General features: G+C 63.5%; 23 protein-coding genes and 1 tRNA gene. All 24 read left to right on the forward strand.

The window, feature by feature from the left end:
• Positions 1-8: 8 nt before the first annotated feature.
• The 24 genes from H7B90_RS01970 (at position 9) to trpA (ending at position 20,215) form a co-directional block, all read left to right on the forward strand.
• Positions 9-1,523 carry a sugar ABC transporter ATP-binding protein gene (locus H7B90_RS01970; RefSeq protein WP_260410666.1) on the forward strand — a complete coding sequence of 505 codons (1,515 nt, stop codon included), beginning with the start codon at positions 9-11 and terminating at the stop codon, positions 1,521-1,523.
• On the forward strand, positions 1,520-2,506 hold the full coding sequence (locus tag H7B90_RS01975; protein WP_185134188.1) for an ABC transporter permease: 987 nt from the start codon (positions 1,520-1,522) through the stop codon (positions 2,504-2,506). Before H7B90_RS01970 ends, H7B90_RS01975 begins: the two co-directional genes overlap by 4 nt.
• A gap of 128 nt (positions 2,507-2,634) precedes the next feature.
• Positions 2,635-2,907 (forward strand): non-specific DNA-binding protein Hbs, encoded by a 273-nt coding sequence (gene hbs, locus H7B90_RS01980; protein ID WP_185134189.1) that lies wholly within the window; start codon positions 2,635-2,637, stop codon positions 2,905-2,907.
• Between the two features lie 82 nt (positions 2,908-2,989).
• Positions 2,990-3,066, forward strand: a tRNA-Pro gene (locus H7B90_RS01985).
• A 138-nt stretch (positions 3,067-3,204) separates the two neighbouring features.
• Complete coding sequence (gene mtrB, locus H7B90_RS01990; RefSeq protein ID WP_185134190.1) at positions 3,205-3,432, forward strand: trp RNA-binding attenuation protein MtrB; 228 nt, start codon at positions 3,205-3,207, stop codon at positions 3,430-3,432.
• A gap of 168 nt (positions 3,433-3,600) precedes the next feature.
• Positions 3,601-4,146: a hypothetical protein gene (locus H7B90_RS01995; protein ID WP_185134191.1), complete on the forward strand. Its 546-nt coding sequence runs from the start codon at positions 3,601-3,603 to the stop codon at positions 4,144-4,146.
• Between the two features lie 98 nt (positions 4,147-4,244).
• A complete protein-coding gene (locus H7B90_RS32680) occupies positions 4,245-5,123 on the forward strand; it encodes a heptaprenyl diphosphate synthase component 1 (RefSeq protein WP_185134192.1) in 879 nt (292 codons plus the stop codon).
• 5 nt (positions 5,124-5,128) lie between these two features.
• Entirely contained in the window at positions 5,129-5,848 is a 720-nt protein-coding gene (locus H7B90_RS02005; RefSeq protein WP_376701710.1) for a demethylmenaquinone methyltransferase, read from the forward strand.
• A complete protein-coding gene (locus H7B90_RS02010) occupies positions 5,845-6,720 on the forward strand; it encodes a UbiA-like polyprenyltransferase (protein WP_185134194.1) in 876 nt (291 codons plus the stop codon). The genes H7B90_RS02005 and H7B90_RS02010 overlap by 4 nt, the downstream gene beginning before the upstream one ends.
• Entirely contained in the window at positions 6,714-7,352 is a 639-nt protein-coding gene (locus H7B90_RS02015; protein WP_185134195.1) for a UbiX family flavin prenyltransferase, read from the forward strand. Before H7B90_RS02010 ends, H7B90_RS02015 begins: the two co-directional genes overlap by 7 nt.
• Positions 7,339-8,193: a menaquinone biosynthesis protein gene (locus H7B90_RS02020; RefSeq protein ID WP_185134196.1), complete on the forward strand. Its 855-nt coding sequence runs from the start codon at positions 7,339-7,341 to the stop codon at positions 8,191-8,193. Before H7B90_RS02015 ends, H7B90_RS02020 begins: the two co-directional genes overlap by 14 nt.
• 31 nt (positions 8,194-8,224) lie before the next feature.
• The gene (locus tag H7B90_RS02025) at positions 8,225-9,199 is read left to right on the forward strand and encodes a polyprenyl synthetase family protein (protein WP_185134197.1); all 975 of its coding nucleotides are present in this window, start codon (positions 8,225-8,227) and stop codon (positions 9,197-9,199) included.
• Positions 9,200-9,248: 49 nt separating this feature from the next.
• A complete protein-coding gene (ndk, locus tag H7B90_RS02030; protein WP_185134198.1) occupies positions 9,249-9,692 on the forward strand; it encodes a nucleoside-diphosphate kinase in 444 nt (147 codons plus the stop codon).
• Positions 9,693-9,720: 28 nt separating this feature from the next.
• Positions 9,721-10,536, forward strand: a complete 816-nt coding sequence (locus H7B90_RS02035; protein WP_185134199.1) for a CheR family methyltransferase — start codon at positions 9,721-9,723, stop codon at positions 10,534-10,536.
• A 55-nt stretch (positions 10,537-10,591) separates the two neighbouring features.
• Complete coding sequence (locus H7B90_RS02040) at positions 10,592-10,753, forward strand: hypothetical protein (protein ID WP_185134200.1); 162 nt, start codon at positions 10,592-10,594, stop codon at positions 10,751-10,753.
• 183 nt (positions 10,754-10,936) lie between these two features.
• Positions 10,937-12,106, forward strand: coding sequence for a chorismate synthase (aroC, locus tag H7B90_RS02045; RefSeq protein WP_246578468.1), 1,170 nt, complete (start codon positions 10,937-10,939; stop codon positions 12,104-12,106).
• Complete coding sequence (gene aroB / locus H7B90_RS02050; protein ID WP_185134202.1) at positions 12,106-13,227, forward strand: 3-dehydroquinate synthase; 1,122 nt, start codon at positions 12,106-12,108, stop codon at positions 13,225-13,227. The genes aroC and aroB overlap by 1 nt, the downstream gene beginning before the upstream one ends.
• Positions 13,224-13,595 carry a chorismate mutase gene (aroH, locus tag H7B90_RS02055; RefSeq protein WP_185134203.1) on the forward strand — a complete coding sequence of 124 codons (372 nt, stop codon included), beginning with the start codon at positions 13,224-13,226 and terminating at the stop codon, positions 13,593-13,595. Before aroB ends, aroH begins: the two co-directional genes overlap by 4 nt.
• 405 nt (positions 13,596-14,000) lie before the next feature.
• The gene (gene trpE, locus H7B90_RS02060; protein ID WP_185134204.1) at positions 14,001-15,569 is read left to right on the forward strand and encodes an anthranilate synthase component I; all 1,569 of its coding nucleotides are present in this window, start codon (positions 14,001-14,003) and stop codon (positions 15,567-15,569) included.
• Between the two features lie 31 nt (positions 15,570-15,600).
• The gene (trpD, locus tag H7B90_RS02065) at positions 15,601-16,641 is read left to right on the forward strand and encodes an anthranilate phosphoribosyltransferase (RefSeq protein WP_185134333.1); all 1,041 of its coding nucleotides are present in this window, start codon (positions 15,601-15,603) and stop codon (positions 16,639-16,641) included.
• Complete coding sequence (trpC, locus tag H7B90_RS02070; RefSeq protein WP_185134205.1) at positions 16,631-17,440, forward strand: indole-3-glycerol phosphate synthase TrpC; 810 nt, start codon at positions 16,631-16,633, stop codon at positions 17,438-17,440. Before trpD ends, trpC begins: the two co-directional genes overlap by 11 nt.
• Complete coding sequence (locus H7B90_RS02075; RefSeq protein ID WP_185134206.1) at positions 17,440-18,183, forward strand: phosphoribosylanthranilate isomerase; 744 nt, start codon at positions 17,440-17,442, stop codon at positions 18,181-18,183. Before trpC ends, H7B90_RS02075 begins: the two co-directional genes overlap by 1 nt.
• Complete coding sequence (gene trpB / locus H7B90_RS02080) at positions 18,180-19,376, forward strand: tryptophan synthase subunit beta (RefSeq protein WP_185134207.1); 1,197 nt, start codon at positions 18,180-18,182, stop codon at positions 19,374-19,376. The genes H7B90_RS02075 and trpB overlap by 4 nt, the downstream gene beginning before the upstream one ends.
• Positions 19,373-20,215, forward strand: coding sequence for a tryptophan synthase subunit alpha (gene trpA, locus H7B90_RS02085; protein ID WP_185134208.1), 843 nt, complete (start codon positions 19,373-19,375; stop codon positions 20,213-20,215). The genes trpB and trpA overlap by 4 nt, the downstream gene beginning before the upstream one ends.
• The last annotated feature ends 151 nt before the right edge of the window (positions 20,216-20,366 follow it).

Genomic DNA, 20,366 nt, shown 5'->3' on the forward strand with positions numbered 1-20,366 from the left:
GATAGCGAATGGGTAACGCGAACTTGCTTCAGATGAGCGGAATCTCCAAGTCGTTCTCCGGCGTCAAGGCGCTCCACGAAGCCGAATTCGCGGTGCGGGGGGGCGAGATCCACGCGCTGCTCGGGGCGAACGGCGCCGGGAAGAGCACGCTCATGAAGATTCTGTCCGGCGCCTACGAAGCCGACGAAGGCTCCATCCGGATCGAAGGCCGCGAGATCGGCATGCGCTCGCCGGCGGACGCGAAGGCGGCCGGGGTCCACTGCGTCTATCAAGAGGTGGACACGTCGCTCGTGCCGCAGCTGTCGGTCGCGGAGAACATCTTCCTGGACCGCATCGCGTCGAAGAAGACGGGCGCCTGGCTGAATTGGGGCAATCTGTACGCGGAAGCCGAGAAGCTTCTCGCGGAGCTCGGCCTGAGCATCCCCGTCCGCAAGAAGATCGAGGAGCTGACTCTCGCGGAGAAGCAGATGGTGCTCATCGCGCGCGTGATGGTGGAGGAAGCGAAAATCGTTATTTTCGACGAACCGACCGCCCCTCTCAGCACGGAAGAAACTGAGCATTTGTTCCGCATCATGGATAAGCTGAAGGCGTCGGGCATCGGCATCGTGTTCATCTCTCACCGTCTGCACGAGGTGTTCCGGATCAGCGACACGATCACCGTCATGCGCGACGGCCGCATGATTCTGACGGAACCGGCGAGCCGGCTCGAGACGTCCGACGTTATCCATGCGATGCTCGGCCGGAGCTTGGAGGACGAATATCCGAAAATCGAGACGACGATCGGCGAGACCGTCCTGTCCGTGAAGGATCTGGCTCTCGGCAAGCGAGTCCGGGGCGTGGACCTCGAAGTGCGACGGGGCGAGATCGTCGCGGTCGTGGGCCTCGTCGGCGCCGGGAAGACGGAGCTGTCGAGGCTGCTCTTCGGCGCGGACGTCGCCGAACGGGGGACGGTGGAGGTCGCCGGGAAGCGGTCCGACCTCGGATCCCCGACGGGCGCGATCGAATCCGGCATCGTCCTCGTACCCGAGGAGCGGCGCAAGGAAGGCATTCTCGTCAAGGAGTCGGTTCTGCACAACCTGAGCCTGCCGATCCTGCGCCAGATCAGCTCCTGGGGCTTCCTCTCCGGCTCCCGCGAGAAGGGCAACGCGTCGGGCGTCATCGAGCGTCTCGGCATCAAGACGCCATCCGCCGGCCAGCTGACGGGCTACCTGAGCGGCGGCAACCAGCAGAAGGTAGCCATCGGCAAGTGGCTGAACACGAACGCGGACGTGTTCGTGTTCGACGAGCCGACGAAGGGCGTCGACGTCGGGGCGAAGCGCGACATCTTCGTCATCATCGGGGAGCTCGCCGCCCAAGGCAAGGGCATTCTGTATTTGACCTGCGAATTCGCGGAGGCGCTTGGCCTGGCCGACCGGATTCTGGTCATGTGCGACGGACGGATCGTTAAACAATTCCTTCGCGGAGAGGCGACGCAGGAGAATCTGCTCTACTTCGCGAGCGCGGGTCAGGAGGAGCCAGCTTGAAAAACAAACTGATGCAATTCTCGTTCAAATACGGCGCCCTCATCTTCATCGGCGTCATCCTGCTTTTTTTCTCGCTCTATAACGAATTCTTCTTCACCTACGGGAATCTGACCGACATCCTGCGTTCGATCTCGATCGTGACGTTCATCGCCATCGGCGTGACGATCTCGCTCACGGTCGACGGCTTCGACCTGTCGGTCGGCTCGACCGTGTCGCTGTCCACCGTCGTGACGGCGACGATGATGGTCTGGTTCGAGATGCCGCTCGTCGTCGTTCTCGTCGTTCCCCTCGTCGTGGGGGCGCTCGTCGGCCTGCTGAATTCGCTTCTGATCGTCAAGATCCGCATCCCGGACCTGCTGGCGACGCTGGCCGTCATGTACATCATCAGCGGCGTGCACAAGACGTACACGAAGGGCTACGCGATTTACAGCCATATGCAGCGGACCGACGGCACGAAGGCGCCTGGGGAGATGTACAAGGACTTCCTGTGGATCGGGCAGGGCAAGCTGCTCGGCATTCCGTTCCCGGTTATTCTGATGGTCATAGCGGTCGTCGCCGTTCACCTGTTCTTCAAATACACCCGCTGGGGCCGCCAGATGATCATGACGGGCGGCAACGAGGAAGCGGCTCGCCTGTCGGGCCTGCGCGTCAAGCGCGTGCGCACGTACGCGTACATCGCGTCCGGCGTGCTGGCGTCCATCGGCGGCATCCTGTTCGCCGCGCGCGTCGGCTCCGGCCAGATCGACGCCGGGGCGCCGCTGCTCATGGAAGCGGTGGCCGCCGTCTTCGTCGGCTATTCCGTGCTTGGCGCCGGACGTCCGAACGTTATCGGGACGTTCGTAGGCGCCGTCCTGATCGGCGTTCTGGTAAACGGCTTGACGATGCTTCACGTCGAGTATTACGTGAACGATATCGTCAAGGGCGCCGTCCTCGTGCTGGCGCTGGCCGTCACCTTCATCAACATGCATCGCAAGAGAACGTAGCCGCCATAGATGCCGCGAAGTCCCGCGAGCCGCGTCTCGCTTGAAACTTCGCGGCATCTCTGTGTATAATTTCTGGTGAAACGGATAAACAGATAACAAGCCAGTATCCGCCCAGGGAGGTGAAAGTCATGAACAAAACCGAACTGATCGCCAAAGTATCCGAATTGACCGATCTGTCCAAGAAGGACGCGACCTCGGCCGTCGACGCCGTATTCGACGTAATCTCCGAAGCTCTGCAGAACGGAGACAAGGTTCAGCTCGTCGGCTTCGGCAACTTCGAGGTGCGCGAACGTTCCGCGCGGAAGGGCCGCAACCCGCAAACCGGCGTGGAGATCGAGATTCCGGCCGGCAAGATCCCTGCCTTCAAGCCGGGCAAGGCTTTGAAGGAAGGCATTAAATAAAAGAAGATTTGCTTTATTTTGTGATGGTTCCGGGGTTGCGCTTCGCTTTCGGCCTGTGCTATAATCACTCTCGTACTTCTTTCGGGGTATAGCGCAGCCTGGTAGCGCGCATCCTTGGGGTGGATGAGGCCGTGGGTTCGAATCCCGCTACTCCGACCATTACATACGAGCCGCGGCGCTTGATGCGAAGCCCGCTCAACGTTGAAGACCACTTACTCCTAGGAGCAAGTGGTCTTTCCATTGACAGGGACCGCCGCGATCGTTCATAGTGAGATTCAAAGAGGAGGCTGACTATCGATGGATCCGGTAGCAACGAACGGGGAATATATCGTCGTGAAGGCGAAGGACAACGGAGTCCACGTGATCGGACTGACACGGGGGCAGGATACGCGGTTCCACCATACGGAGAAGCTGGACCGCGGCGAAGTGCTGATCGCCCAGTTCACGAACCATACGGGCGCGATCAAGGTGCGGGGCAAGGCCACGATCATGACCAAGTTCGGAGTCGTCGAGACCGACGATTAACGGATCCGCCGGCCGCCGCCGCGGGCCGCTCCGGCGGCCTCATGCCTTCCCGCGCCCGCCCGGACCGCGGAATTTCGCCGGACTATTCTTCGAGTCGCAGGCATAGCCTGCCTCTTTTTTTTGTAGAATGGGTAATGGGGGATAGAAGGACGGGAAGGCGGGGATACGGTGACGTTCGATCGGAGATGGGCCTATCTGCTGGCGGCCTCGTTCGCGGTCGTCGTTCTGCTCGGCCAACTGCCCCGTCTGGACCGATGGACGGAGGAGCGCAGGGAGTCCGCCAGAGCCGCGTTCACGCCGCAGCGCGTCGAAGCTCTCTCGGACGACGTTCTCGTCGACGCCCTGATCTCGCTTCCGCTGGAGCCGCGTCTCTCGAGAGTGTCGTGGAACCACGACATCCTGTCGGTCGATCTGAAGATCGCCCCGGGAACCGATCCCGAGCGGACGTTCTGGATGGACGCCGCGGAGCTCGTCCGGCTCGCCTACGGGACGTCTTCCAACGTCCGCGGGCTGCTCATCCGCGTCTTCGAAGAAGAGGACGGCAAGCGCAGGCTGCTGCTCGCGGCGGATACCCGAGCGTCGGATTGGCCGGACTTCCGGGAGGAGGACCTTCGGCGCGCGCGGCTGGGTCTTGAGCCCGAGTGGGACGGGAAGCTGCGCTTGTCCTGGACGGCGGCGGGAGAGAGGGCGAGAAGAAATTTTGCGAAATCGTGAATTCCTGACCCCTCTTATGCGAGGGCCGACGGGATATGTTATAATAATAGTCACGCAATCGGACCAAGTGCTCCCTTTGAATGCTCGGAGGCTGAACAATGACACGTAAACCTTTGGCACAATTGGCCCAGAAATATATGGACTACGACATGATCTCGATCCATACGGACTTGCCGGAGTTCCCGGAAGGACGGATTCGGCTTCTTCACGCGATGCTGGCCCATCAGCCGGCCTCCGCCACCCGCAAGGAGATGCTGGCCGTCGTCGCTTCGCTCGTCCAGATGGGTCTGGATACCCATGATATGGTAGACGACGGGCCGGCTCCGGAGAGAGGCGGCTTGATCGCCATGCGCGCGCGCCAGCTCAAGGTGCTCGCGGGCGACTACTTCAGCGGCCGCTTCTATAATATTCTGTCGCAGGCCGGCCAGATCGAGATGGTGCGGAGGCTCGGGGACGCGATCTGCGAGCTGAACCGGATCAAGGTCCATTTCTATTCCCGAATGAAGCAGATGAAGCTGGACGCGGAGGAATACTTGCTGCACGGGGCGGAGCTGAAGTCCGGCCTTTTTAAGTCGTTCACGCACCTGATGGGCGGCCTGTACGAGAGGCTGTGGCCGGAAGTCGTCGGAAGCTTCGCCCGCTGCGAGCTGCTCCTGCAGGAGATGGCGCGCATGGAGAAGCCCGGCGTGCTCGGCGGCAGCTGGGGCGTCTGGCACATCCTGCAGGAGGGAACGGAAGAGGATCGCCGGGCGGTCGTCGAGAAGAAGGACGATCCGAGCCTGCTGAGGCCTCTGCTCGACAAGTATTCCGTCTCCGAGAAGCTGGCCGGCCTGCTGGGACAGGCGGTCGCGCATTTGCAGTCGCTGCTGCAGCGGCTGCCCTCCGACAAGCTGGCCAAAGAACTGCAGCCGCTCGTGGAGCCGTTCCTCAGGGCTATCGGCCCCGTGCGCGCAACCGCGATGACAGAATTGGGGTGAGCCGTGTGAACGCTAGGTCCGACAAGAGTCACGTGCATGCCGTCTTCGAGAGCATCGCGCCGAAGTACGACATGATGAACGATATTATCAGCTTCCGCCGCCATAAGGCGTGGCGGAGATTCACGATGCGCAAGATGGACGTCAAGCCGGGCGACACCGCCCTCGACGTCTGCTGCGGCACGTGCGACTGGACGATCGATCTCGCCCGCGCGAACGGCGGGGCCCGGACGGTCGGGCTCGACTTCAGCCGCAACATGCTCGACATCGGACAGGCCAAGGTCGACAAGCTGGGCCTGGGGAGCTCGATCGAGCTCGTCCAGGGCAACGCGATGGAGCTTCCTTTTCCCGACGACAGCTTCGACTTCATCACGATCGGCTTCGGCCTGCGCAACGTGCCGGACATCGACCGCGTGCTGCGCGAGATGAAGCGGGTCGTCAAGCCGGGCGGCAAGGTCGTCTGCCTCGAAGTGTCGAAGCCGATGTGGCAGCCGTTCAAGTGGCTCTTCAATTTCTACTTCCAGAGACTTATGCCGCTTATGGGCAAGTGGCTTGTCAAACGCTACGAGCAATACCGCTGGCTGCCCGAATCTCTCGTGAACTTCCCCGATCTGCAGGCGTTGGCCGAGATGTTCCGGAGCGCCGGCATGCGCAACGTCAGGGCGTACCCGCTCACGGGCGGCGTCGCCGCGTTGCATATCGGGACGAAGGGGAACGACGGAATATGATTCGCAAAATCAAGATTTTCCTCGAAATGATCAAGATCGAGCATACGATGTTCGCGCTGCCGTTCGCGTACGTCGGAACGATTCTCGGCTCGGTGACGGAGAACCATCATCTCCCCACCTGGGCCCAATGCGGCTGGATCCTGATGGCGATGGTCGGCGCGAGAAGCGCCGCGATGGGGCTTAACCGGGTTATCGACCGGGCGATCGACGCGCGCAATCCGCGCACCGAGAAGCGGGCGATTCCCGCGGGCTTGCTGAAGGCCGGAGAAGTCATCCTGTTCATCGTCGTCTCGTTCGCCTTGCTCTTCTGGGCGGCGGCCAACCTGAATTCGCTCGCGCTGAAGCTGATGCCGATCGCGGTCTTCATGACGGTTATTTATTCCTACACGAAGCGCTTCACCTGGCTATGCCACGTCGTTCTCGGCCTGACGCTCGGCCTTGCGCCTTTAGGCGGCTGGGTGGCGGTGACGGGAACGATCTCGCTTCCGGCCGTTATCCTCTATTTAAGCGTGGCGCTCTGGACGGCCGGCTTCGACGTCATCTACTCCTGCCAGGACATCGAGATCGACCGGAAGGAAGGACTGCACTCGATTCCGGCCCGCTTCGGCGTCGAGAAGGCGCTTCGCATCGCGAAGGCCATGCACGCGGTGACGGTAATCGGCTTCGTTCTGCTGCTGGCGACGACCGATCTCAGCTGGTGGTATCTGGCGGGCACCGTCGTCTCGGCGGGCCTGCTGTTCTATGAGCATCAGCTCGTGAAGCCTTCCGACATGAGCAAGCTGCAAGCGGCGTTCTTCACGATGAACTGGGTCGTCAGCACCGTCGTGTTCGTGTTCACGTTCATCGATCTCGTGGTGGTGAAGTCGTGGTAACGGGACAAGCGGGCCGCGCGGCGCCTCGCAGGTGGGTCGTCGGCTGGACGGGGGCGAGCGGGGCTGTCTACGGCGTCACCTTGGTCAAGGAGCTGATCGCCGCCGGCATTCAGGTGCATCTCGTCGTGTCGGACGCCGCCTGGCGGGTGCTGAAGGAAGAGATGGGCTGGGACGCGACGAAGCGCAGGGAAGCGCTGCTATCGGGCCTCGGGCTCGAAGAGGGGGACGAGCGCTTCGTCTACCATCCCCAAGGCGACATCGGAGCCGCGATCGCCAGCGGCTCGTTCGTCTGCGAAGGGATGGCCGTCGTGCCCTGCTCGATGGGGACGCTGTCGGCGATCGCCCACGGCTCGTCGGACAACCTGCTGGCCCGGGCGGCCGACGTCGCGCTGAAGGAAGGGCGTCCGCTGCTGCTCGTGCCGCGCGAGACGCCGCTGAACGCCATACATCTCGAGAATATGCTGAAGCTCGCGCGGCTCGGCGTACGCATCATTCCGGCTATGCCGGCCTTCTATTCCGGGCCGCAGACGCTGGACGACGCCGTGCGGTTCATGGTCGGCAAAGTGATGGATTCCATGGGAATCCCGCACCGGCTGTACAGGAGGTGGGGAGAACCCGATGACCAAGCTTGATTCCGCGCCGATCCGGATCGGCCGCATCGATTACACGAACGTCTGGCCCGTCTTCCACCACTTCGACCCGACGCGGCTTCGCGCCGAGACGGAGCTCGTCTACGGCATGCCGGCGGATCTCAACCGCAAGCTGCGCGCCGGGGAGATCGACGTCGCGGCGATCTCCTCCTTCGCCTACGGCTTAAACTCCGAGGACTATTGGCTGCTGCCGGACCTGTCCGTCAGCGCGCTCGGGCAAGTCCAGTCGCTGCTGCTGTTCCTGAAGTCGCCCCTGGAGCAAGCGCGCGACGGCCGCATCGCCTTGACGACGACGTCGGCGACGACCGTCAATCTTCTGAAGATCGTCATGCGGAAGTTCTATGGGGGGAGCCCCGTCTACGAGACCGCGGAGCCGTGTCTCGACTCGATGCTGGAGAAGGCCGACGCCGCCCTGCTTATCGGCGACCATGCCATCAAGGCGTCCTGGCGCGACCACGGATACCGGGTGCTCGATCTCGGCGATATTTGGAGGCTGTGGACGGGGCGCTGGATGACCTTCGCCGTATGGGCGGTCCGCAAGGACGCCGTGCGCAGGAATCCGGAGGCGATCGCGGAGATCTACCGCGAGCTGGTCGCTTCGAAGCGTCGCTCCGCGGCCGACCCGGAGCCGCTCGTCGGGGAAGCCGTACGCCGCGTGGGCGGCACGCCCGAGTATTGGCGCGGCTACTTCCGCGGCTTGTGCCACGACTTCGGTCCCGACCAGAGGGCCGGACTGTCCCTGTACTTTCAATATGCGAGGGAGCTCGGCCTGTTGGACAAGGCCGTGACCCTAGCGGATTGGCCGGATTCCGTTCACGCTTAAACAGGCCATATTCCCTTCCGAAGGTGAACCTATGAAGTTGATGCAATTGTACGCTTCCTTGAAGTCGGATCTGCAGACGATCGAGGATACCCTCGCGAAGAGCGTGTCCTCCGATCTGCCGCTGCTGAACGAATCCGCCCAGCACTTGCTGAAGGCCGGCGGCAAGCGCCTGCGCCCCGTCATCGTGCTGCTCGGCGGCAAGTTCGGCGAATACTCCCTGGACCGGATCAAGCCGATCGCCGCCGCGCTGGAGCTGATCCATATGGCGTCTCTCGTCCACGACGACGTGATCGACGATGCCGCGACGAGGCGCGGACAGCCGACGGTCAAGGCCAAATGGGACAATCGCATCGCGATGTTCACCGGAGACTACATCAACGGCAAGGCGCTGGTCGTGGCGAGCGAGCTCGGCGATCCGCGCATCCATCAGATTCTGTCCGGCGCCATCGTGCAGATGTGCATCGGAGAGATGGAGCAGATCCGCGACTTCTTCAACACGGATCAGTCGGTCCGCAATTACCTGCTGCGGATCCGGCGCAAGACCGCGCTGCTGATCGCGATCAGCTGCCAGCTCGGCGCCATCGCGGCCGGCGCCGCTCCCGCCGTCAGCAACGCCCTGTACCGCTTCGGCTATCAAGTCGGCATGGCGTTCCAGATTACGGACGATCTGCTCGATATTTGCGGAACGGAGAAGAAGATCGGCAAGCCTCCCGGCAGCGACCTGCGCCAGGGCAACATCACGCTGCCGGTGCTCCACGCCCTGAACGAGCCGGCGATTCGGGACGAGCTGCTGAGAGAGATCGCCCGCATCCGCGACGGCGAGGGGGCCGCGGATTCCGCGGCCGCGGTGAAGCTCGTGCGGGCGAGCGGCGGCATCCGCGCTTCCGAGCTGCTGGCCGACCGCTTCAAGGACAAGGCGCTGCGGGAGCTGGAGAAGCTGCCGAACATTCCGGCGAGGAAGAATCTGGCCGATATCGCGAAATTCGTCGCCCAGAGAAGCTATTGATTATGGTAGAATGAGACAAACGAGGCAACGACGAGAAGGGGGATCGGTAATGGAGAGAACGTATCTGATGGTCAAACCCGACGGCGTGCAGCGGGGACTGATCGGAGACATCGTCGGCCGTCTGGAGCGCAAGGGGCTGCAGCTGGTCGGCGCCAAGCTTATGCACGTCAGCCTGGAACAGGCGAAGAAGCATTACGCGGAGCACGAAGGCAAGGACTTCTACGAGCGGCTCCTGACCTTCATCACCTCCGGACCGGTCTTCGCCATGGTGTGGCAAGGGGACGACGCGGTCGCCGCCGCCCGCCAGCTCATCGGGAAGACGAACGGTCTCGAAGCGGCTCCCGGCACGATCCGGGGGGATTACGCGATACATACGAATTACAATCTGATTCACGGCTCGGACTCGCACGATAACGCGGAACGCGAGATCGGCATCTTCTTCCGAGAATCCGAGTTGACCTCCTACGAGAAAGTCATCCAGAAGTGGATTTAATCGCATCATTGGGAGCGTGTGAACCGGCATGAAGGAACTGGGAGCTAGCCCGCTGCGACGGTCTCCGGAAGACGAGGATTTCGCCAGATTCGTAGCCGATATCCGCCGGACGACCTCGATCGACCTGTCGCAGTACAAGGAGACGCAGATGCGCCGGAGGCTGACGACGCTTCGGCTGAAGCACGGATTCAACGACTTCGCCTCGTACTTCGCCGCTCTCTCGGCCGACGCGAAGCTGCGCAACGAATTCCTCGACCGGATGACGATCAACGTCTCCGAGTTCTGGCGCAATCCGAACCGCTGGCAAGTGCTGAAGGACAAGTTTTTCCCGGAGATGATCAAGCAGACGAACCGGCTGCAGGTGTGGAGCGCCGCCTGCTCGACCGGCGAGGAGCCGTACACGCTGGCGATGATTCTCGACCGTCTCGGCGTCCTCGATTCTTCTTCCATCCTGGCGACCGACATCGACGAAGGGGTGCTCGCGAAGGCGAAGGAAGGCGTCTACCTGGAGCGATCGCTTCGGGACGTTCCGCCCGACTTCGCCCGCGCCTACTTCAAGCCGGAGGACGGCGCCTATCGCGTGGCGGACAAGCTGAAGCGGGCGATCCGCTTCCAGAAGCAGAACCTGCTGCTCGATCCGTTCGGCGAGCGGTTCGATCTGATCGTCTGCCGCAACGTCATGATCTACTTCACGGAGGAAGCGAAGGCGACGCTCTACGCGAAGTTCGCGAAGGCGCTGAAGCCGGGCGGCCTGCTGTTCGTCGGCAGCACGGAGCAGATTTTCTCTCCGGGTCAATACGGCCTGGAGACCGCGGACACGTTTTTCTACCGGCGCACGGTATGAGCTTGCCCCGCGCAAGCGATACTAGGAATAACCAATTCCATACCGGAGGAACTCCATGGATAAGCGCAAAGTGATTGCCGCCTATCGCCGCGGACTGATCTCCTCGCAGGAATGCGCTCAAATCCTGGGGCTCGACAATCAGGATTTGCTCGGGTTCGTGCGGGATACGCTGCCCGAACCGCCGATGAAGCTCCGCAAACAGTCCGTCCGTTCGTGACGGGCTGTTTTCTTGTCAAAATCTTCGAGGCTGTACTATAATGAGCAAAGAGTTTATCGGGTTGAAGCAATAAAGCGCATCGACGGGGGCGTTCGTCCCGGATCGCCGCATCGGACCGAATTCCCTGTATTCGCGACGCCGGAAGAGGGATTCGCCGGGCTTCATATGAGGAGGATCATAGACTTGAGCTTACGTTATCTGACCGCGGGAGAGACCCACGGTCCCCAGCTTACCGCCATCATCGAAGGACTGCCCAGCAATCTCGAGATCGACTTCGAAGCGCTCAACTTCCAGCTGCATCGCAGGCAGAAGGGCCACGGCCGCGGACGCCGGATGCAGATCGAGAAGGATACGGCCCAGATCGTCGGCGGCGTTCGCCACGGACGCACGACCGGAGCGCCGGTCGCCCTCGTCGTCGCCAACAACGACTGGAAGCATTGGACGAACGTCATGAACGTGGAGCCGATCGAAGGGAACGACGAGGCCAAGCGCCGGATTCACCGGCCGCGTCCCGGCCACGCCGACCTGAACGGCGGCATCAAATACGATCTGAAGGATCTTCGCAACGTGCTCGAGCGCTCGAGCGCCCGCGAGACGGCGGCCCGCGTGGCGGTCGGCGCGGTAGCGCGCCAACTGCTCGAGAAGTTCGGCATCCGCGTCGCCGGCCATGTCGTCTCCATCGGCGGCATCGTCGCTCCGACGCCGGACCTGCCGATCGAGGAGCTAATCGCGAAGACGGAAGAATCGCCGGTTCGCGTCGCCGACCCGGAGACCGAAGCGAAGATGATCGCCCTTATCGACCAGACGAAGGCGGACGGCGATTCCATCGGCGGCGTCGTGGAATGCATCGTGACCGGCCTGCCGATCGGCCTCGGCAGCCACGTGCAGTGGGATCGCAAGCTGGACGGTCGCATCGCGCAAGCGGTCGTCTCCATTAACGCGTTCAAGGGCGTGGAGTTCGGCATCGGCTTCGAAGCCGCGAACCGTCCCGGCTCGCAGGTGCACGACGAGATTCTCTATTCGGAAGAGAGAGGCTATCACCGCGCCAGCAACCGGCTGGGCGGCTTCGAGGGCGGAATGACGAACGGCATGCCGATCGTCGTGCGCGGCGTCATGAAGCCGATTCCGACGCTGTACAAGCCGCTGCAGAGCGTCGACATCGACACGAAGGAGCCGTTCACGGCCCAAGTCGAGCGTTCGGACGCCTGCGCGGTTCCGGCGGCCAGCGTCGTCATGGAGAGCGTCGTCGCCTGGGAAGTGGCGAAGGCGTTCCTCGAGAAGTTCGGCGGCGATTCGATGGAGGAGATCCGCGCGAACTACGACAACTACCTGAGACAGGCGGCTGAATATTGATGGCCGGGGGAGCGGAGATTCGGGAGCTGACGGTCGATCTGGGGGAACGGTCCTATCCGATTCTGATCGGGGCCGGGTTGCTGAAGAGAACGGGGAGCCTGTTCGCGGAACGCGGCTTCCCCGTCAAGTCTCCGGTTCTGCTCGTGGCGGACAGCGCGGTGGACGGCCTGTACGCCGGCACCGTCGAGGAGTCGCTGAAGTCGGCGGGCTATTCGGTCGCGCGGGCGGTCGTCCCGTCCGGGGAGAAGTCGAAGTCTCTAGCCGCGTTCGAGGAGCTCGTGACGGCCGCGCTCGAGGCGGGGCTCGACCGCCGCTCGACGGTCATCGCCCTCGGCGGCGGCGTCGTCGGGGATCTGGCCGGCTTCGTGGCCGCCTCCTACATGCGCGGCATCCGGTTCGTCCAGATGCCGACGACGATTCTCGCGCACGACAGCAGCGTCGGCGGGAAGGTCGCGGTCAATCACCGGCTGGCGAAGAACATCATCGGGGCGTTCCACCAGCCGGAGATCGTCCTGTACGACCTCGATACGCTGAAGAGCTTGCCCCCGCGCGACGTCCGGTCGGGCTACGCGGAGATGATCAAGCACGGGCTCATCTGGGACGAATCGTTCGCGCGCTGGTGCGACGAGAACGCCGAGAGGCTGCTCGCTCTCGAGCCCGACGCGCTCGGCCGCGGCCTCTACGAAGGCTGCCGGGTCAAGTCGATCGTCGTCTCGCGGGACGAGAAGGAGAACGACCTGCGCGCGATTCTGAACCTGGGGCATACGATCGGCCACGCGCTCGAGGCGGTCTCGCATTACGGGGAGCTGCTGCACGGCGAAGCGATCTCGATCGGCATGGTCGGCTCGGCCCGGCTCGCCGCCAAGTTCGGCTACGGGGACGAGCTTGCGGCCGAGACGGAGCGGCTGCTGCGCAAGTTCGGCTTGCCGGTGCGAATCCCGGCCGGCTACGACACGGACGCGATCATGAGCGCGATGCAGCACGACAAGAAGTTCAAGGAAGGCAGCATGGTGTTCGTGGTGCCGAAGCGGATCGGAGAAGTGGAGATTCGCGGAGACGTCCCGGTCCAGTGGGTGCGCGACATCGTGGAGCAACTGAAGGAGGAGGCCGGCAAGCCATGAGCGTAAGGGGAATTCGCGGGGCGATCACGGTAGAAACCAACGAGAGGCAGCAGATTCTGGACGCTTCCGTCCAGCTCATGAACGCGATCGTCGAAGTGAACGGGATCGCGCCGGAGGACATCGCCTGCGTCTATATTACGGTCACGCAGGATATCGACGCGGCGTTCCCGGCGAAGTCGATCCGCGAGCTCGAGGGCTGGGAGTACGTTCCGCTCATGTGCTCGGTCGAGATTCCCGTGAAGGGGAGCCTGGAGAAGTGCATCCGCTTCATGGTGCTCGTGAACACGGACCTGAAGCAGGCGGACATGAGACACGTCTATCTGGGCGGCGCGGAAGCGCTGCGGCCGGACTTGTCGCGGGCCCGTTGACGCGGGCGCCCGGCGGTGCTATAGTGGCAATAGAACTTGTCGCGGAACCGTCGGCCGGAGGGACGACGACTTACGCGAGGGTGAGCTTAGCAGAGACGAGATGAGCGGAGGTGCCGTACGCCTCGGGGAACGCGCGCGTTCAGACGAGGAAGTCGGCAGAGATTCGGCCTCGGAAGGCCCGGTTTAACGATGAACCGGAGCGCCGCCGTCGGCCTGTCCGAACCTGTCCCTTATCGAACGAACGCATCTCTGCGGAAGCGGAGATGCTTTTTTGTTTTTCTCTGCGATTCGATTAGGTCCCCGGCGGAAGCCGAACCCGGCGCCCGAGGCGTCCGCGGCCGGCCTTCCGGGACTTCAGTGGCGAGACCGCGTGCCGGCGCGGCTCGGAGAGGAGAGAGAAGGAACATGGAACAGCGCGAGCAGGAGCTTCAGAACGTGATCCGACTGGCGGGGGAGTACAACGTCATACCCGTCGTGCGCCGGCTGATGGCCGATACGGAGACCCCGATCCGGGTCTTCCAGCAGCTGAGCCGGGATCGCCGCGCCTTCCTGCTGGAGAGCGTGGAGGGCGGCATCAAATGGGCGAGGTATTCGTTTATCGGGACGGATCCTTTTCTCATCCTCAAGCTGAAGAAGAATAAAGTGACCATCTCGGAAGGCGGCAAATCGCAATCGTTCGCGACGGACGATCCGCTGAAGCTCCTGCGGGAGAGGCTGCGTCAATACCGCAGCCCCGCGCTGCCGGACCTGCCTCCTTTTACGGGGGGAGCCATCGGGTTCTTCGGTTACGATCTTCTGCAGTATTACGAGCGCAAGCTGCCGCCGCACAAGACGGACGATCTGGTCATGGACGACATGCAGTTCATGTTCTGCGACCGCGTCGTCGTGTTCGACCACTTGAAGCAGCAAGTGCTCGTCATCGGCAACGTTCACGTCAAGGAAGGAGCGTCGGAGGCGGACATCCGGATCGCGTACCAGGACGCGTCTCTCGGCATCGAGGAGATCGTCCAGCGCCTGCAAGGTCCCTCCGCCCCGGCGGTCTCGGCTTCCGGAGCGCCTCCCGCGGACCCGGAGCTCGGCGACGTTCGGTCCAACCTGACGAAGGAGCAGTTCATCCGCAACGTCGAGCAGGCGAAGGAGTATATCCGCGCGGGCGACATCTTCCAGGCGGTTCTGTCCCAACGGTTCCACATCGAGACGGAAGTCGATCCGCTGCAAGTGTACCGGGTGCTGCGCACGATGAATCCTTCCCCTTACATGTACGTGCTGAAGCTGGACGAAGAGGTGATCGTCGGCACGAGCCCGGAGCTGCTGGTGAAGGTCGACGGCGATCGCGTGGAGACGAGGCCGATCGCGGGAACGAGACCGCGCGGCCGGACGCCGGAGGAAGACCTGGCGCTCGAGAAGGAGCTGCTCGCGGACGAGAAGGAGAGAGCCGAGCACGTCATGCTCGTCGATCTCGGACGCAACGATCTGGGACGGGTGTCCGCTTACGGCTCGGTCAAATGCGATTCCTACATGGAGATCGAGCGCTACTCCCACGTCATGCATATCGTTTCCAACGTGACGGGCAAACTCCGGGAGGACAAGGACTTCTTCGACGCCTTCCTGAGCTGCCTCCCGGCCGGAACGGTGTCGGGCGCGCCGAAGCTGCGGGCGATGGAGATCATCGCCGAGCTGGAGAACGAAGCGAGAGGCGCCTACGCGGGAGCGATCGGCTACCTCGGCTTCTCCGGCAATCTCGATACGTGCATCACGATCCGGACGATCATCTTCAAGAACGGCAAAGCCTACGTCCAAGCGGGCGCCGGCATCGTCTGGGATTCCGTCCCCGAGAAGGAATACGAGGAGACGGTCAACAAGGCCAAAGGGATGCTCAAGGCGATCCGCGCCGCCGAAGCGGCGTTCCCGGCGCGAAGCTCCGGGAAGCTGGCCGCCGCCGCCGACCGCAGGTCGAGCCTGGATTACGCCTAACGAACAGGAGGAGAGAACGATGATCGATAACATGGACGGCATGCTGACGATGCCGCAGGCGCTCGCCAAGCTGACGGGCGGCGGCGATCTGACGCTGGACGAAGCCAAGGCGGTCATGAGCCGCATCATGAGCGGAGAAGCGACTCCCTCCCAGATCGCGGGCGTCGTCGTCGCCTTGAGAATGAAGGGCGAGACGGTCGACGAGATTACGGGCTTCGCCGAAGCGATGCGCTCGTTCTCGGATCGCGTCCGCACGGAGACCGACGATCTGCTCGACACGTGCGGCACCGGCGGCTCCGGCATTCATAAATTCAACATCTCGACTTCGTCGGCGATCATCGCCGCCGCCGCGGGCGCGCGCGTGGCCAAGCACGGCAACCGCGCCATGTCCGGCAAGGCCGGAAGCGCGGACGTGCTCGAGGCGCTCGGCGTCAACATCTCGCTGACCGCGGAGCAGGCGGCCGAGTGCCTGGAGCGCACGGGCATCTGCTTCCTGTTCGCCCAGCTGTACCATCCCGCGCTTAAGCACGCCGCCGCGCCGCGCCGCGAGCTGGGCGTCCGGACGATCTTCAACATGCTCGGGCCGCTCGCCAATCCAGCGAATGCCGACCGCCAGCTGATGGGCCTCTACGACCGGACGAAGACGGAGACGGTCGCGCGGGTGCTCGGCCGGCTCGGCCTGAAGCGGGCGATGGTCGTCGGCAGCCACGACGGCCTGGACGAGATCAGCATCTCGGCGCCGACCCGCATCTCGGAGCTGAAGAACGGAGAAGTGACGACTTACGATATTACGCCGGAGGACCTCGGCCTTCAGACGGTCTCTCTCGGCGAGGTGAAGGGCGGAGACGCCGTCGTCAACGCGGCGATCATCCGGCGCGTGCTCGGCGGGGAGCGCGGCGCGTACCGCGAAGTCGTGCTGGCGAACGCGGGCGCGTGCATCTACGTGGCGGGGCGCGCGGACACGCTGGCGGACGGAGTCGCCCTGGCGGCGCGCACGATCGATTCGGGCGCGGCGCTTCGCAAGCTGGAACAATGGATCGAGACGACGGGAGAAGTGAGCTATGTTTCTTGATCGGATAGTCGCGACGAAGCGGCAGGAAGTCGAACGGTTGAAAAGCACGCTGGTCCTCGCGGACGCGGAGAGAACGATCTCCGCCATGCCCGCTTGCCGGGGCTTCGAGGCCGCGCTGAAGGAAGGCGCGCGCAAGCGTCCGGTCGGGCTGATCGCGGAAGTGAAGAAGGCGAGCCCCTCCAAGGGGCTCATCCGTCCCGACTTCGAGCCGGTCGCGCTGGCGAAGGCGTACGAAGCGGCGGGAACGGATTGCATCTCCGTTCTGACCGATACCGATTATTTTCAAGGAAGCAACGAGTATTTGACCCGGGTGAAGGCGGAAGTGAACGTCCCGCTTCTCCGCAAGGACTTCACGATCGACGAGAGCCAGATTTACGAGGCTCGCCTCATCGGCGCCGACGCCGTGCTGCTCATCGCCGCCATTCTGACGAAGGAGCAGCTGTCCTCGTTCCACTCCCTGGCGCGCTCCCTTGGCTTGGACGTGCTGGTGGAGGTGCATAACCGTCCCGAGCTGGAGACGGTGCTGGACATCGGCCAAGCGAGCTTGATCGGGGTCAACAACCGCGACCTGCACACGTTCAAGACCGATCTGCGCGTGACGGAGGAGCTGATCTCGCTGCTGCCTCCGGGGGTGACGACGGTGAGCGAGAGCGCGATCTCGTCGCCGGAAGACGTCGACTTCGTTCGCCGCGCCGGCGCCCATGCCGTGCTCGTCGGCGAGCACTTCATGCGCCATGACGACGTAGGAGCGGCGGTGAACGCGCTGCTCGGTCCGGCCCGGAAGGAAGGCGTCCGCTGATGGCGGAGCGCGAAGACCGGCCGCTGGTCAAAATATGCGGCATCAAGGATGAAGCGACGCTGTCCGGCATGAACGGATTGCCGGTCGACTACGTCGGGTTCTTGTTCGCGCCGAGCAAGCGCCAAGTGTCCCCCGAGCGGGCGGCGTCGCTTCTGGCCGCGGCGAAGGCGACGGCGATGGCGGGCGGGCGTCCGCCGCGGGCCGTCGGCGTGTTCGTCAATCCGACGATGCAGGAGCTGGCGGATACGCTGGCGGCCGTGCAGCTGGACGTCGTTCAGCTGCACGGGGACGAATCTCCCGAATTCGCCAAGGAAGCGGGAGAGAGGTTCGGCGTGGAAGTGTGGCGCGCCCTGCCCGCCGAAGGCGAACCTGGAGCGGCCGGGGCGGCCGGCGAAGGCGAAGGCGAAGGGACCGGAAAGTCCGGCGAATCCCGAGAGGCCGCGGGCGGCGCTTCCCGCCTGGAAGCGTACCGGGGCGCGGTGTCCGCCGTGCTCATCGACACGGCCGGGGGAGGAACGGGACGGACGTTCCGGTGGGATCTGATTCCCGAATACCGGGAGAAGGCCCGCTCGCTCGGCTTGAAGCTGATCGTGGCCGGGGGCCTGAGCCCCGACAACGTCGGAGAGCTGCTGGCCCGCTACGAGACGGACGGCGTCGACATCTCCAGCGGCGTGGAGACCGACGGCGTCAAAGACAATGCCAAAATCGCCGCATTCGCGGAAAGGGTGAAGAAGCCATCATGATTCAAGTACCCGATACTTACGGGCGCTTCGGGCCGTTCGGCGGCCGGTACGTGCCGGAGACGCTGATGAACGCGCTGCTCGAGCTCGAAGAGGCTTACAACCGATACAAGGACGACCCGGAATTCCTGGACGAGCTTAATTATCTATTAGCGCAATACGCGGGCCGGCCGTCGCCTCTCTATTATGCGGAGAGACTGACGAAGCATCTCGGCGGCGCCAAGATCTATCTGAAGCGCGAGGACCTGAACCATACCGGCTCGCACAAGATCAACAACGCTCTCGGCCAGGCGCTGCTGGCGAAGCGGATGGGCAAGAAGAAGGTCATCGCCGAGACGGGAGCGGGCCAGCACGGGGTCGCGACCGCGACGGTGGCGGCGCTGCTCGGAATGGAGTGCAAGGTGTTCATGGGAGAGGAAGACACGAAGCGCCAGAAGCTGAACGTGTTCCGGATGAACCTGCTCGGTTCGGAAGTCGTTCCGGTCACGTCGGGCACGAGGACGCTGAAGGACGCCTGCAACGAGACGCTGCGCTATTGGGTCAGCCACGTCGACGACACGTACTACATTCTCGGTTCGGTGACCGGGCCGCACCCGTATCCGATGATGGTTCGCGACTTCCAGCGCATCATCGGGGTCGAAGCGAAGGAGCAGCTGCTGAAGCAGGAAGGCCGTCTGCCGGACGTCGTCGTCGCGGCCGTCGGCGGCGGGAGCAATGCGATGGGCATCTTCCACGACTTCGTGGGCGACGAATCCGTCCGCCTGATCGGCGTCGAAGCGGCCGGCCGCGGCGTCGACACCGACAAGCATGCGGCGACGATGACCAAGGGCCGTCCCGGCGTGTTCCAGGGCTCGATGAGCTACGTGCTGCAGGACGAAGGCGGGCAGGTGCAGGAAGCCCATTCGATCTCGGCAGGCCTCGACTACCCGGGCATCGGACCGGAGCACGCGTACTTGAAGGATACGAAGAGAGCGGAATACGTGCCGATCACGGACGCCGAAGCGCTCGAAGCGCTGCAGCTTCTGTCGCGGCAGGAAGGTATCATTCCGGCGCTCGAATCGTCGCACGCGATCGCCCATACGGTGAAGCTGGCGCCGACGCTGCCGAAGGATTCGATCGTCGTCGTCAGCCTGTCCGGCCGCGGCGACAAGGACGTCGAAGCGATCATGCCGTACCTGGGAGGGGAATCGCAATGAGCACCGCAACCGCCAACGCCATCGATACGGTATTCGCCGAGCTGAAGGCGAAGGGAGAGACGGCCCTCATCCCGTTCCTGACGATGGGCGACCCGGACTTGAACGTCTCGGTCGAGCTCGTCCAGGCCGCGGAGGCCGCCGGCGCGAGCATGATCGAGCTCGGAGTGCCGTATTCCGATCCGCTCGCCGACGGACCCGTCATCCAGCGGGCGTCCGAGAGGGCGCTCCGCCAGCCGATCAAGCTGACCGACTGCATGGCGGTCGCATCGGAAGCCCGCCGCCGCGGCGTCCGGATGCCGTTCATTCTGTTCACGTATTTCAACCCGGCGCTCCAGCTCGGCCTGGAGAGGTTCTTCTCCCTGCTGCAGGAGCACGGCTTCAGCGGCGTCATCATTCCGGATCTTCCCCTCGAGGAAGACGCGGAGACGCGGGCCATCGCCGAGCGGACGGGCATCCACCTGATCCCGCTCGTCGCCCCGACGTCGGAGGCGCGCGTCGAGCGGATCGCTTCCAAGGCACGAGGCTTCGTCTATTGCGTCTCGTCCCTCGGCGTGACCGGGGTGCGCGCGACGTTCCACGAAGGGATCGATTCGTTCCTCGCCACCGTGCGCAGAGCGGCGAGCGTGCCGATCTGCGTCGGCTTCGGGATCTCTTCCCGCGAGCAGGCGGAGCGGTTCGCCGGCCAATGCGACGGCGTCATCGTCGGCAGCGCCATCGTCCGCAAGGTCGAGGAAGCGCTGCCCCAGCTGACCGCCGAGGACGAGACCGTTCATCGCGCGGGCGTCGAAGCCGTGCAGGCGTTCATCGCCGATCTGAAGCCGCGCGCGAAGCGGGCGTAGCGCCGGCTTCGGGAGCCCGAGGACTTTTCCATCTGTACAGCTTCCTTCCTATATGTCAAAATAGAATACAGTCTAATTCGCGGAGCGTTCTACGCTCCGTTTTGAATTGCATTCGCGAAATTCGAACGCAAGGTTATTACAGGAGGTTATC

The organism is Cohnella xylanilytica (assembly GCF_014212175.1).
In the GTDB taxonomy this organism is placed as follows: domain Bacteria; phylum Bacillota; class Bacilli; order Paenibacillales; family Paenibacillaceae; genus Cohnella; species Cohnella xylanilytica.